This window comes from Synechococcus sp. BO 8801 (assembly GCF_002252675.1).
Classification (GTDB): Bacteria; Cyanobacteriota; Cyanobacteriia; order PCC-6307; family Cyanobiaceae; genus Cyanobium.
In genome coordinates, this window is the sequence record NZ_NQKY01000038.1 from 1 (window position 1) to 11,596 (window position 11,596).

Consider the following 11,596-nt stretch of genomic DNA (forward strand, 5'->3'; position numbering starts at 1 on the left):
GAGCAGCGCAACCTCCTGGCCGCCCCCGATCTGGCCGATCTGCCGGAGCAGCGCCCCGACACCGCCGCCGCCGGCGAGGCCGTGACCCGCGCCGATGCGGCCCGCACCCGGGCCGTGGAGCGCCACAGCGAAGCCCGGGCCGCCCAGCGGGAGATCACCCGTCTCACCGCGGAACACCGGGCCGGCGCCAGCGCTCTGGCCCAGAAGCAGGAGCGGGCCGAGCGGCTCAGCGCCGTGGCCAACCGCTGCCAGGGCAAGGCGGCTCCCTACATCTCCCTGCAGCGCTGGGTGCTCTCGGCCTACCTCGCCGACATCTGCGGCTACGCCAACCAGCGGCTCACCCTGATGACCTCCGGCCGCTACCAGCTACAGCTCACCGATGAGGGGGGGCGCGGCGGCCGAAACGCCGGTCTGGGCTTGGAAGTGCTGGATGCCTACACCGGCGAGAAACGGGAGGTGAGCAGCCTCTCGGGCGGCGAAACCTTCCAGGCCTCCCTGGCCCTGGCCCTGGGCGTGGCCGACACGGTGCAGGCCCACGCCGGCGGCGTGCCCCTGGAGGCCCTGTTCATCGACGAGGGCTTCGGCAGCCTCGACCCCGACAACCTGCAGCTGGCCATGGACGAACTCGACCGTCTGCGGGAGGGGGGCCGCATGATCGGCCTGATCAGCCACGTCGGCGCCCTGCGGGAACGCATCCGCGGCGGCATCGAGGTGATCGCCGGCGACCGCGGCTCCAGCCTGCGGGTGGGGGCTTAATGGAGTGGATGAAGAATGAGCTTGAACCAGCAGGGCTGGGAAGCATGGAAGCTGAGACCATGGGCTGAAAACGCTGGACAGGCAAGTGCAATTCCGCTTTGCCGATAAGCCTCAAGCCGCATACTCGCGAGTCGGCGGATCCGGCTCATGAGTCGGCTCGAACAGCAAGCTTCTTTACCAAGAACGCATACCCGATCAAGACAACCAAGCGCAAGCAATGCAGCGAGGCAAGCCCTGACTTGGCGCCAATCCCCAAAACGGCTACACTTAGCTTGACATAGAAAGATTTATGCAGAGCCCGCCTGGAGAACGAAGCCCTTCCTCAGGGTCGATCACCGTAAACCCCATTCAGCTGGTGCGCTGGATTCGAAACCAGGTAGAGCTTGATTACATCGTCAAGCAGGCAAGCGACTCCCCCGCCCTTTACAAGCGAGGAGACAACGAACTAATCGTTGCCCCAATGCAAGTTGACGTTGTCGGCCGTAGACATCGAAGCACATCAAACAGACTCAGGGAGTTTTTCTGGCCTAGCGCCAAGTCCATGCGAGGCAAATGCTTCGGGACAAAAAGCTTTGACGACACTTGCGGCAAAGCCGCAAACACAATGGCGGGTAGCACCGCATGGGACGCCGTCAGCACAGTTCCATTTATTCAGTTTTCCCTCCAGAATTACCTGAACTTCTTCGCGCTACCAGCAGCGCTAAGCCTTTCCATTGGCTTAATGGTCCTTTCCAACATTGCAGGCAAGCTTGGCTCAAACAGAGCCAAGGGGAGAGAAACAATTGCAACCACTGGCCTGCTTCTTTTTATCTTACTTTCCAGCGCGAAGACATTGCTTTCTGGCGTTGGCTTTGACATTTTAGTCAACAAAGATGGAATTACGCGTCAATACTCTCGCGAACTTGCAACGGCACAACTAAATGAAAGGGAAAAAACGCTTGGCCAGCTTCAAACACTGAAGAATCCCAAACTTTTGAACTTCCAAAGCAGTTGTAATGCACTGACGGAACAGCTGCAAAGAACTGACAAGGACCTTCAGCCCAAGGCATGGGAGAATCTATGGGTACAAGCCTTTGGCGAGTACAAACAGCAAGAATCAATGCGAGGGCTTACCAATCAGCAAGTCCTTGACAAGTTCGGTGGAGTCAATCAGGTTCCAGGAGTATGCAAGCGCTATGAACTTCAGCAAGCTGAAGACCTCAAAGAAGCATCAGCCCTTCAGACCAAGATATCTGATTGGCGTGTAAAAATTGGATCAGTCCCACCACTTACTTTTCTCCGACAAGAATTTCCAAATGTCTACTCTGAGGAATTCATCGAAACGAAGCCGGGACAGATCGAAATTAGGTCAGGCCAAACAATCGTCACACAAGCATTCCAGCAGTTTTTCACAAAACTCCTAGACCCAAGCAAGGTATTGGAGCTCGGTGTTTCTCTTTTTTGGATGGTAATGAGTGTTATCCTGAGTCTTCTCGCGACTATTCTTCTGTGGGCTCTTTCCAGAAGCAAAGAAATGAAGATGTCCTATGAGACTCGCCTTCTGCCCTATACTCAACAACTATTACAAGCATACCAAGAAAGATTACCTTTAGCTCTTCAGCAAGCACGCCAACGAAATGAAGCCGGACAGCAAGAGGGGCCAAGATGACGAATAGCACAAACAACTCGCATTGGATTGCACTGACCTCTCGCTCCCCTGAGGTTCAATCTAAAGCCAATGAGATTTACAGGAGTTATGGAAATAGAGACCTTTCGCCATCCCTCCAAGACTTTTATGAAGACATGGAGTGGGGGCAGTTACATCAATCCATCCTGTTCAAAGGTCTAATTGAATCTCAACGTCTAAGGAGATGTCTTACTGCTTCTGAGATGGAGTCCCTAGCATCACCACCAGCCGTGGGCATAGACCAAGGTGTTCACGAAGACGATTATGATGATACAACAACCGTTCCGATTCAACCAAGCGACGTTGAAGGAAGATCTCTAGCCTGGTTTGTTGCTAGTCCTCCAAACCCAGAGATTGGCCGACAAGCGTCAGACACCCTAGAGAAGAGAATACTGGATTTATACGTTACTCACGTGAACGAGACCGGAGAAACCTATTTTCCGCAACTTGAAGCGCAGCTCCGTGCTTACTACGAATTGATCGCAGACTAGTCATTCAATCAGTGAACACAAACTTCTTTCTTTATACGCTGGGACCCGTTGGGTGGTCCATCCTTTCTATACAATTATTACTGTTTCTATTATTAGTCATTCTAGGCCAGAAGTTAAAGAATTCTACACGAGCACTGCGTGCATGCTTGAGCACTTCACTTCGCGAATCTCGAGATTGCCTGACTGATAATGATCCAAGCCTAAGCATCGCTCGATCCTGCAGCACTCGCTACCGAATTGCCGCGGCCAAGATCGAGAGTGTCGATTCCTATGCGATCAGCTCAAGTGAAGTGTCTCGTGCAACAGCAGCAGTATTCCTAGGAAGGAAATGGTCTTTTTCGCAAGTCGATGACCTACTTCATGGCGGAGCAGGCTTTCTTGTAACCCTTGGATTAATCGGCACGTTTGTTGGCCTCATTGGCAACATGAACGAACTTTCTAATCTCATTCGTGGGTCAGAAGGCGCTGTTGAACAAACATCTCTTATGGATGGACTTGCCAAGCTCTTTCCATCCCTAGCAGCGGCCTTCTCTACAAGTCTTCTAGGAGTTACATTAAGCAGCTTTCTGTGGCTCATCGGCACAGTCAACGGGATGCTTGGCATAAAGAATGACACTATTGAGTTGTTAGCTGGCTACCTTGAACAGGTCATTCAAGCAGATTGCAGAAGATACTCCCTTGTGGGGGAATCCATGGAAAGAATGGAAATCTACTTGACTGATTATCTTTCTCAATTCAGTGAAAAGGTCTCTTGCGCGATAGAAAACGCTATCGCCGATAGAATTGGAAAGCTAGTGCACGCTCTCTCTTCACAAATCAATGAAACAAGGCAGTTTATCATTCAAGTCAAAGAAGGATCCGAACGACTAGGAAGTGCTGGCGAGCTTTATCTTAGGGCAGCTCAACAGTTTGAGCAGACCAGATTTGCACAGGAGTTCTCCGAAGCATGTGAGATCTTTCTCCGGCATACTGAGGCATTAGGGTCTGCAGCCAACAACCTAACTTTAACTGCAAAAAGGTCGGTCGATTCGTCTGAGTTACTTGGCAGCATTATTCTGAAAACTAGTGAAAGTCAAGACAAATTTTTAGACGCTGTCCAATCTGCAGAGAAGCGAGCTGAACTCTTGTCTGTGCTTGGCACTCAATCTAATGAAAATCTGAGTTCGGCGACTGCTGCCATCGAAAACGTGCAAAAAAAGGGACTTACTTGGCTCAGTGCACGTGCAAAAACCGACCGAGAGCTAGTAAAGCTTACCGGGGAGATGAGCGAAACGATCCAGCTTATCGGTGGGATCGCTCGCACGCTCTCCAATGAACAAGCAGCAGATATCCAATCACTTAATGGAAGATTAGGTGAACTCTTTCAAGCCTTTGAATCACTTTCCACCATTTCTAGACTTCAGCTAGCTTCACTGTCTGAGGTTCAGGCAGAGCTGGCTAAGCTAGCAAGTGGCTTCGAGCGAATACCACCGCCACCGCCACCTCCTTTAGCCAATAGATAAATACTGAACTGAATCTATGCCAAGCCTAAGGCGACCTAGCAGCCAGAACCGCGATACATCGGTGTGGATTCCCATGACTGATCTTCTGACTAATACTCTCCTTGTCTTTTCGTTGTTTATTGCTGTTACCACGTTGGTAAGAGCCATGAACTCCAAACCCCCAGTGATCAACTTAGGAGATAGCCAAAACTATCGCTTCCCAACAGGTAGCTACACACTTACAGAAGGCTTCAAGCAATCTCTTCGGAAGTATGCGTTGCCGCTAATTGAGCAGACTGTTCGATGTTATGGAATCGATACGATTGAATTGATCGGACACACGGATGGAACTCCGGCGGGGGGCACAAGCAACCTTGATCGCAGCTTATCGTCAACCAAAGGCAGTAAAACTCTCTCTGGCTATACTGCTGGCAGCAATGCAGATCTGGGGTTGCTTCGAGCCCTGGCTGTAAAGAATGAGCTTAATTCCTTGTTATCTGATCAGCAGAATCGAATATCCTTTCGAGTCCTATCGGGCGCCAACCTCATAGGCAAGGATGGAACTCTTTCACCTGCAAGAAATGCAAATGATCTGTCAAGAAGGAGAATCGAGATCAGATTTTTCCGCATGAATGAAGCTCCATTCCTGCCTAAGTGCACTTAAGCCGAAGCTCACTTGCAGTCCCAAATCAGTTTATCCACTAAGGAGTCCATCTATTCAGCAACTCTCAGTTGCTTGGTTCTGGTCAGAGCAACCCCCGATGGCGCACGAACAGCTGAACCATCGCCCAGGAGCCCAGGGTCACCTTGACGGCCACCAGCACATTGAGCAGGGGGATCCAACTCCCCGAGGCCAGGGTGCCGAAGGTTCCGGCCGGCAGGGGGACCCCCGCGAGCGCGAAGGTGGAGAGGACCACGAAGGCGATCACGGCGGCCTTCTCCCAGAGGTCGGCGCGCCAGCGGCGGTAGAGGCGGTCGGAGAGTCGGGCCGAGCCGCTGATCAGCACCAGGCCGATGGCCGAGCCACCGGCCACGCCCGCCGCGAAGCCGCCCCCCGGGGACAGGTGGCCGCGCAGGGCCAGCTCCACCCCGATCAGGGCCGCCATGGTGGCGCCCAGCTGGCAGAGCACCACCGAGGGCGCGTCCTCGATGGCCCGGATGCTCGTCTTGGTGGGCTCCCCCCTAGCAGGGGTTGGTCTGCTCCAGCCGCAGGCCCGGACCCAGGCGACCTTGGCTCGCGTCGGCTTCCTCCGGCTCCGGCGGCAGCAACCGCAGCGCCACGGAAGACAGCAGCGCCACCGCACCGAGCGTGGTAAGGAGCAGGGTGGAGACCGACCCCAGGATGCCCCGCAGCACCAGGGTCGGATAAGGATTCGACTGGCTCACCAGCAGCACTGCGGTAGGCGGCACAAGGGCGGTGATCGGCAGGAGCAGATCCAGCACGACGCCAAGATCAAGAGCTCAAACAGCCGAACGGCAGCCATCGGACCTGGCGTCCCGGAGGAGGCCGGCTGCCTACGCAGCCCTCAGGCGGACGTGTGGAACTGTTCCGCCAGCAGGCGGCGCTGATACTCCACCGACAGGGCCTCGAGATGGGAGCGGGCCTGCTCCTGCAGGCCTGGATCCAGCTGGTCGAGCACCAGACCCTTGGGCACCCCCATCCGCATCACCAGCGCCAGGGCGTCAAAGATGCGCACCTGGTCGCCCTGCCAGCCCTGGTACTCGGCGGCGAGGGCCATCAGGGACTCCCCCGAGGCCTGGCCTTCGATGACACGGGGCCGCAGCTCCTGCACCTGGGCCAGCCGGGCGGAGCTGATCAGGGCATGGGCGGCGCCCAGGGCCGCCAGGGAATCGGCGGCTTCCCGCTTGAGCACGGTCATGTCCCGGCTGAGCACGGCGGTCTCCACCGACAGGGGCTCCCGCACCCCGGGGCAGAGGGCGGCGACCCGATCGACCGGTGGAGCCGGTGGAGCGGGCGGGCGGACCGGCGCCGGGGCCAGGGGCGGGCTGCTGACGGCCAGCGGGGGAGGCGATGGCTCCTGCCACAGGGCGGCGGCCGCCGCCCGCAGGCGCCGTGCCAGCCATTGCCTGACGTTGGTTGCAAGGCGTGCCATGGACCTGGACCACTGAGTGGCTTCAATCTGCCCCTCATTCACCGGCGGGGATGACGGCAAACTCACCCGCCGGGCGACGGATTGCCGGCCCTGCCGGGGATCAGCGCGGCAGCACCTGGCCATCGGCATCGGTGATGCGGGCGCTTGCCAAAGTCTGGGGGGATTGCAGCCGACGCCACCCCGATGACCCGAGCCCTGCAACCGTTGCACTCCCCCCGCCAGAGCACGCCGGGCCGGCGGGCCCTGACCCTGCTGATGGCCCTGGGCCTGGCGCTGTCCATCGGCCTGGCGGTGCTCCAGCCCCACCCCACGGCCGGAGCGACAGCCGCCGCGGAGGCCCCCGCCCTGGGCGGCCACGGCCCCGCCCCGGCGGACCCGGCCAGCGCCGGCAGCTTCCGCCTCGGCACGGTGCGGATCCTGGGGGTGCCCGTCATCACCGTGGCCTCATCGGCGGTGGGTTCCGGCAGCGACAGCGGGCCGGAGGCCGCCGAGCGGGCCCGGGTGATCGAGGGCAACCTCAGCCAGCTCTACGAACCCAGCAATCCCTGCACGCCGGGGGAACGGCTCGGTGAGGCGCTGCTGGATCACCTCAGCGTCGAGGGGACCAAGGCCGCCTGTGACCCCAACCATCTGGGGCTGCAGGGGCCACCGGAGGCCCTGCGGGTGGTGGTGCTGCGGGAGCCCGGTGGAGGGCAGCGGCTGGCGGCCCAGGTGCCCGGCCGCGCCAGCCCCTTCCCCCTGCTCACGGTCACTGAGCAGGACGCCGCGTTCAACGGGCTGCCGGCCGATGCCCTGGCCGAACGGTGGCGCGGTCTGCTGGAACGCCGCCTGCGCAGCGCCCGGGGCGTGTTCGGCGAGGAGCAGCTCGACGGGCGCCTGCGGACCGCCCTGGTGTCCCTGGCCGCACTGGCCCTGCTGATGGTTCTGGCGGTGGCGTCGTGGCGCTTCAGCCAGCGCTCGCTGCCCCGCCTGCAACGGCGCGTCGCCGAGGGGTCGGGACGCTTCGATCGCCTGCTGCTCCAGCTCACCCACACCGTCAGCCGGCTGCTGACGGCGTTGGTGCTGCTGCTGGGGGTGGCGATGGGCGCCGTGCTGATGCTGGCCTGGCCCGGCCAGATCCCGGCGGCCATCGATGTGCTGCTCCAGCCCCTGGTGGTGCTGATGAAAGCGCTGGCGCTGGCGGCCGTGGCCGTGGTGGTGCGGGGCCTGGTGGGGCTGCTGCTGACCCAGTGGGCCAGCCATCTGGCCGTGAACCCCGATCACCGGGCCCGACGCCGGCAGCGCTACCTGAGCCTGCTGCGGGTGCTGGGCCGGCTGGTGAACCTGGTCTGCCTGCTGCTGTTCGCGATCTGGACGGTGCTCGGGATCCCCGTGTTGCGGGACCTCTCCAGCAATGCCGTCCTGGCCAGTGGGGCCGTGCTCGGCGCCCTGGCGCTGGTGTTCCAGGGGTTGCTGCGGGATTTCGTCGCCGGGCTGGTGCTGCTGCTCGACGACCGCTACGCCATCGGCGATGTGGTGGAGATCGGTGGTCGCTCCGGCGAGGTGGTGGATGTGGGGGTGCTGAGCACGGAACTGCGCTGCGCCGATCAGCGGGTGGTGGTGGTGCCCAACAGCCACTGCGAGCAGGTGGTGAACCACACCAAGCTGCGCTCGGGGGCGGAGGTGACCGTGCTGCTGTCGCGCAGCCTCTCCGATCTGGCGGGCGCCATGGCCCTGATCGCCGAGGAACTGGCCGCCTTCGGCGCCGATCCGCGCTGGGCCCCGAAGCTGCTGGAGCCACCCCGCCTGCTGGGCATCGACGCGATGACGGAGGACGACCTGCAGGTGAAGGCCCTGCTGATCACCGAGGCGGGCCAGCAGGGTCCAGCCCGGCGGGAACTGCTGGGGCGCCTGGTGCAGCGGCTGCAGGGCTGGCCGCTGCAACAGGGCAAGCCCTGAAGGATCCCGTTTCTAGGATCGCCTTCAAGTACCAGCCCGATCGGGCCCTCTGCCATGGCCCCGTTCTCTTCTCTTGCCGGCACGGATCTCCGCCTCGGACGCCGGCAGCTGTTGCTGGGAGGCGCGGCCGCCGGCTTCGCCCTGGCGGTGCGGCCGGTGGCGGCGTCCACCGTCACCACCCCCACCCAGGGGCTGACGGCCGGCTGGGTGTCGGTGCCGGCGGCGGATGGCGCCATCAAGGCCTACCGGGCCCGCCCCGCCAAGGGTTCGGGCTTCCCGGTGGTGCTGGTGGTCCAGGAGATCTTCGGCGTCCATGCCTACATCCAGGATGTCTGCCGCCGCCTGGCGGGGCTGGGCTACCTGGCCATCGCCCCGAGCCTGTTCGATCGCCAGGGCGATGTGACCGTGCTGCCCGACATCCCCTCGATCCTGCCGCTGGTAGCCACGGTGCCCGATGCCCAGGTGATGGCCGACCTGGATGCCACCGCCGCCTGGGCGGCCGCCAGCGGCGGCGGCGACGGCTCGCGGCTGGGGATCACTGGCTTCTGCTGGGGCGGGCGGATCACCTGGCTCTATGCCGCCCACAACCCGAAGCTGAAGGCCGGGGTGGCCTGGTACGGCCGGCTGGCGGGCACGGCCAACGATCTCCAGCCCCTCTATCCGATCGATGTGATTCCCCGGCTCAAGGCCCCGGTACTGGGGCTCTATGCCGGCGAGGACGACGGCATTCCGATGGCGTCGGTGGAGCGGATGCAGGCGGCCCTGAAGGCGGCCGGCAGCCCCAGCCGCATCGAGGTGTTCCCGGGCGTCCCCCACGGCTTTCACGCCGACTACCGCCCCACCTACCGCGCCGCCGCTGCCGCCGCCGGCTGGAAGCAGATGCGGGCCTGGTTCCGCGCCAACGGCGTGGTGTGAAGGCAGGCGGCCGGGGGCTCAGGCCCGGTTGAGGTGCTCCTCGGCGGCGGCCGCCAGGCTCTCACTCCAGTGGTCGACCTGGCTCTGCTCGGCCGCCTCCACCATCACCCGCAGCAGCGGTTCGGTGCCGCTGGCCCGCACCAGCACCCGGCCGTGGCCCTCCATGGCCGCCTCCGCCTCGGCCACCGCCAGCCGCAGCGGTTCGCACTCCTGCCACTGCTGGCGCCGCTGCCGGTCGGGCACGGTGACGTTGACCAGCCGCTGGGGGTAGGGCTGGAAGCTGCCGTCCATCCACTCGGCCAGCTTCAGGCCGCCACCGTGGATCAGGGTGGCCACCTGCAGGGCGGTGAGCAGGCCGTCACCGCTCATGCCGTGGCGCGCCGAGAGGATGTGCCCCGACTGCTCGCCCCCCAGGCCGGCCCCCAGGGCCTCCATGGCGGCGTGCACATGCTGATCGCCCACGTCGGTGCGCTCCAGCACCCCGCCGCTGGCCTGCCAGGCCCGCTCGAAGCCCAGGTTCGACATCACCGTCGCCACCAGGCGGTCGTCGGGCAGCTGGCCCTCGCGGCGCAGGGCCGAACCCCACAGATAGAGGGTGTGGTCGCCGTCCACCACCCGGCCGCGGCCGTCCACCGCCAGCATCCTGTCGGCGTCGCCGTCGAAGGCGAAGCCCATGTCGGCGCCGCTCTCCAGCACCGCCCGCTTCAGGGGCTCCAGGTGGGTGCTGCCGCAGCCCTGGTTGATGCGCTCGCCATCCGGCTCGCCGTGCAGCACCAGCACCTCGGCCCCCAGAGAGCGGAACAGCTCCTCGCCGCAGGCGGTGGCCGACCCCCAGCAGAGGTCGAGCACCACACGAGCGCCATCGAGGCTCTGGCCGCCGTTGCTGGCCCGCAGCGAATCGACGTAGGCCGCCAGCAGGTCGGGCCGAGGCACTTCCCGGCCGCTGCCCGCCAGCGGCGGCAGGGCGGTGCGGCCCTGGAGTCCGGCTTCGATCGCCTGCTGGCGGGCGGCCACGAGCTTGGCTCCGGTGGCGCCGAACACCTTGATGCCGTTGTCGTGGGGGGGGTTGTGGCTGGCCGACACCATCAGCCCGCCGGCGGCCCCCTGGCGCCGGATCGTGCCCGGCACCGCCGGCGTGGGGCACAGCCCCAGCTGCCACACCTCGCGGCCGGCGGCCATCAGGCCGGCGCTGAGGGCCGCCACCAGCATCGGCCCGCTGCGGCGCGAGTCGGTGCCGATCACCACCGGCCCGTCGGCCTGGAGCACCACGCCGGTCCAGTAGCCCACCTGCAGGGCCAGGGCGGGGGTGACGCTGGTGCCGACGCGGCCGCGGATGCCGTCGGTGCCGAAGCGGGCCATGCCATCGGCCAGGGGGGCCCCGAGGGGGAACCCCGCCGGATGCGAAGCCGCTTCTCCCATGCCGCTGCCACCACTGGGGAGCAGGCTACGCGCCGTGCCAGGAGGGGCTCAGCGCCAGCGGGGCGGCCACCAGCGCCAGCGCAGCAGTTCGGCGGTGGCCCAGAGCAGCAGCAGGCCCAGGCACCAGCCCGGCAGCAGCCGGACGGGCCAGAGCGGCCGCAGCAGCAGGGCGAGCAGGGCCACGGCGCTCACCACCACGGCGCGGCGGCGCTGGCCCGCCCCGGGCAGGCGGTCGAACAGCGGCGGCAGGGCGGGGAGGGAGGGCAGTCGCACCGGGGGCGGCGCAGGCGGATGCCCAGAATGCCCCGGACGCCGTCCCCCGGCCATTGGCCCGACTCCCGCTGCTGCTGTCCCTCTCCTGCCTGGGCACCGGCCTGGCACTGGTGGGGGGCCGGGCCCTGCTGGCACGCCAGCCGGCGCCCACCCCCGCCACCGCCACCGACCGGCTGGAGTGGCTGCAGCACTGGGACGCCGATCCCTGGCGGCGCCGGGAGGCCAGCCTGCTGCTGGCGGCCCGCAGCAAGGATCCCCAGGCGCAGCGCCAGTGGCTGCGGGGCCAGGGCTGGGGTCCCGATCCCCTGGCCGCCCTGGTGCTGAAGCAGGACGCCCTGGCCGCCGCGGCCCTCGGACGCCCGGAAACCTCCCTGGCCCTGTGGCGCCAGCTGCAGCGGCGCTTCCCCGGCGATCCGGCCAGCGCCGATGCCCTCTACGCCCTCGGCGGCGACGATCCGGCCAAACGCCGGCAACTGCTGCAGCGCTTCCCGGCCCACCCCGCGGCGCTGGCCGCCGCCCTCGCCGCCGGCCCTGAGGCGGCCG

The 11,596-nt window shown here is 63.8% G+C and carries 10 protein-coding genes and 2 pseudogenes; 7 read left to right on the forward strand and 5 right to left on the reverse strand.

Annotation, left to right across the window (positions count from 1 at the left end; genetic code table 11):
- From CJZ86_RS16200 to CJZ86_RS16870, 4 genes are all read left to right on the forward strand, one after another.
- Positions 1 to 756 (forward strand): SbcC/MukB-like Walker B domain-containing protein (locus tag CJZ86_RS16200; protein WP_286145746.1); only part of this gene is annotated, 756 nt, incomplete at its 5' end.
- Between the two features lie 541 nt (positions 757 to 1,297).
- The gene (locus CJZ86_RS16860) at positions 1,298 to 2,404 is read left to right on the forward strand and encodes a hypothetical protein (protein ID WP_233134062.1); all 1,107 of its coding nucleotides are present in this window, start codon (positions 1,298 to 1,300) and stop codon (positions 2,402 to 2,404) included.
- A gap of 655 nt (positions 2,405 to 3,059) precedes the next feature.
- Positions 3,060 to 4,415, forward strand: coding sequence for a hypothetical protein (locus CJZ86_RS16865; protein ID WP_143594191.1), 1,356 nt, complete (start codon positions 3,060 to 3,062; stop codon positions 4,413 to 4,415).
- Between the two features lie 73 nt (positions 4,416 to 4,488).
- Positions 4,489 to 5,058 carry an OmpA family protein gene (locus CJZ86_RS16870; RefSeq protein WP_158219585.1) on the forward strand — a complete coding sequence of 190 codons (570 nt, stop codon included), beginning with the start codon at positions 4,489 to 4,491 and terminating at the stop codon, positions 5,056 to 5,058.
- An 82-nt stretch (positions 5,059 to 5,140) separates the two neighbouring features.
- Here CJZ86_RS16870 and CJZ86_RS16205 read toward each other — a convergent pair.
- The 3 genes and pseudogenes from CJZ86_RS16205 to CJZ86_RS16215 all read right to left on the reverse strand — a co-directional run.
- Positions 5,141 to 5,560, reverse strand: a pseudogene (locus tag CJZ86_RS16205) (MnhB domain-containing protein); the annotation flags it as partial.
- 16 nt (positions 5,561 to 5,576) lie between these two features.
- Positions 5,577 to 5,837: a Na(+)/H(+) antiporter subunit B gene (locus CJZ86_RS16210; RefSeq protein WP_233134063.1), complete on the reverse strand. Its 261-nt coding sequence runs from the start codon at positions 5,835 to 5,837 to the stop codon at positions 5,577 to 5,579.
- 83 nt (positions 5,838 to 5,920) lie between these two features.
- Positions 5,921 to 6,508, reverse strand: a complete 588-nt coding sequence (locus CJZ86_RS16215) for a hypothetical protein (RefSeq protein ID WP_143594193.1) — start codon at positions 6,506 to 6,508, stop codon at positions 5,921 to 5,923.
- Between the two features lie 183 nt (positions 6,509 to 6,691).
- On the opposite strand from CJZ86_RS16215, the gene CJZ86_RS16220 reads away from it, so the two are divergent.
- Together CJZ86_RS16220 and CJZ86_RS16225 are read left to right on the forward strand one after the other, a co-directional pair.
- Positions 6,692 to 8,446, forward strand: coding sequence for a mechanosensitive ion channel family protein (locus tag CJZ86_RS16220; RefSeq protein WP_143594194.1), 1,755 nt, complete (start codon positions 6,692 to 6,694; stop codon positions 8,444 to 8,446).
- Between the two features lie 54 nt (positions 8,447 to 8,500).
- Positions 8,501 to 9,361, forward strand: a complete 861-nt coding sequence (locus CJZ86_RS16225) for a dienelactone hydrolase family protein (protein ID WP_198960171.1) — start codon at positions 8,501 to 8,503, stop codon at positions 9,359 to 9,361.
- An 18-nt stretch (positions 9,362 to 9,379) separates the two neighbouring features.
- On the opposite strand, the gene glmM is transcribed toward CJZ86_RS16225, so the two are convergent.
- Positions 9,380 to 10,780 (reverse strand): phosphoglucosamine mutase, encoded by a 1,401-nt coding sequence (gene glmM / locus CJZ86_RS16230; protein ID WP_502690442.1) that lies wholly within the window; start codon positions 10,778 to 10,780, stop codon positions 9,380 to 9,382.
- A 48-nt stretch (positions 10,781 to 10,828) separates the two neighbouring features.
- Complete coding sequence (locus CJZ86_RS16235; RefSeq protein ID WP_094587451.1) at positions 10,829 to 11,053, reverse strand: hypothetical protein; 225 nt, start codon at positions 11,051 to 11,053, stop codon at positions 10,829 to 10,831.
- Between the two features lie 53 nt (positions 11,054 to 11,106).
- Here CJZ86_RS16235 and CJZ86_RS16240 point away from each other — a divergent pair.
- Positions 11,107 to 11,596 (forward strand): annotated as a pseudogene (locus CJZ86_RS16240) (lytic transglycosylase domain-containing protein); the annotation flags it as partial.

Excerpts from the sequence above, each read along its gene's own strand:
- CJZ86_RS16860 (WP_233134062.1), top strand. The coding sequence starts at position 1,298 with ATGCGAGGCAAATGCTTCGGGACAAAAAGCTTTGACGACACTTGCGGC.
- CJZ86_RS16870 (WP_158219585.1), top strand. The coding sequence starts at position 4,489 with ATGACTGATCTTCTGACTAATACTCTCCTTGTCTTTTCGTTGTTTATT.
- CJZ86_RS16215 (WP_143594193.1), bottom strand. The coding sequence starts at position 6,508 with ATGGCACGCCTTGCAACCAACGTCAGGCAATGGCTGGCACGGCGCCTG.
- CJZ86_RS16220 (WP_143594194.1), top strand. The coding sequence starts at position 6,692 with ATGACCCGAGCCCTGCAACCGTTGCACTCCCCCCGCCAGAGCACGCCG.
- CJZ86_RS16225 (WP_198960171.1), top strand. The coding sequence starts at position 8,501 with ATGGCCCCGTTCTCTTCTCTTGCCGGCACGGATCTCCGCCTCGGACGC.
- glmM (WP_502690442.1), bottom strand. The coding sequence starts at position 10,780 with ATGGGAGAAGCGGCTTCGCATCCGGCGGGGTTCCCCCTCGGGGCCCCC.